1 protein-coding gene and 1 pseudogene are annotated in these 744 nt (G+C 45.0%); both read right to left on the reverse strand.

The genetic code is table 11. The annotated features are described in order from the left end of the window. A pseudogene (locus IFU29_RS22415) lies at positions 1 to 236 on the reverse strand (hypothetical protein); the annotation flags it as partial. Continuing rightward, positions 229 to 744, reverse strand: a 516-nt coding sequence (locus IFU29_RS22190) for a DUF2345 domain-containing protein (protein ID WP_191935766.1), incomplete at its 5' end; no start/stop codon positions are given. The gene IFU29_RS22190 and the pseudogene IFU29_RS22415, both read right to left, overlap by 8 nt.

Consider the following 744-nt stretch of genomic DNA (forward strand, 5'->3'; position numbering starts at 1 on the left):
CCACCGTGCTTGCGAAATAGGTTAATTTCCAATATGTAGATTACAGACAGATCATCCTCAGTCTCATTCGTTTCATGAGCCTGAGTATAATAGCTAGGATTTACTGACTGTTGCGTTACCGACAGCAGAACATATTTTTTATTACTGGCATCGGTTTTATATACATTAAGATCGTAAAACAGGTTGGATGCTGGAACATTCGATTCAATTTTTGTGTAAACATTATACTTAGGCATTGATAACCTCCGGCATCATATGCAGCAGTACATCCTGAGTCTGCGCAGAAGTAAACAACTTCGTATACCCCTCACCATCACTAACACCTTCCAGTACTGAACCATCTGCCAGAAATGCTCTGTAAGGAGTATTCAGCATTGGTGTCCCATTATCATCTGCACACAGATAGCGGATATTGTGACTGCCATCATCTATAGCATTCGCTAAAGGTGAAATATCAGGCTTATGCTGCGCTCGCGTCTGTCTGGCATAATGCCCGGCTCTTGTCCTGAAATCCCCCATCGTCGCAGATTCAATGGCATTAACATCCAGAGTGATATAACTCCCACCGCCATTTACCGTCAGCTTCTTCTTCGCGATGATTTTGATTTCATCCTCCGTGCTGACAATGCTGATTTCTTTACGGGCCAGCAATTCCATCAGGTCGTTCTGTGCCTGCATCTGTACCGGCCCCTGGTTCGCGATGAGCTTGATCCCCAGCTTGCGGACAAACACGCTCAGGGCATT

The organism is Erwinia persicina, assembly GCF_014838825.1.
GTDB lineage: Bacteria > Pseudomonadota > Gammaproteobacteria > Enterobacterales > Enterobacteriaceae > Erwinia > Erwinia persicina_A.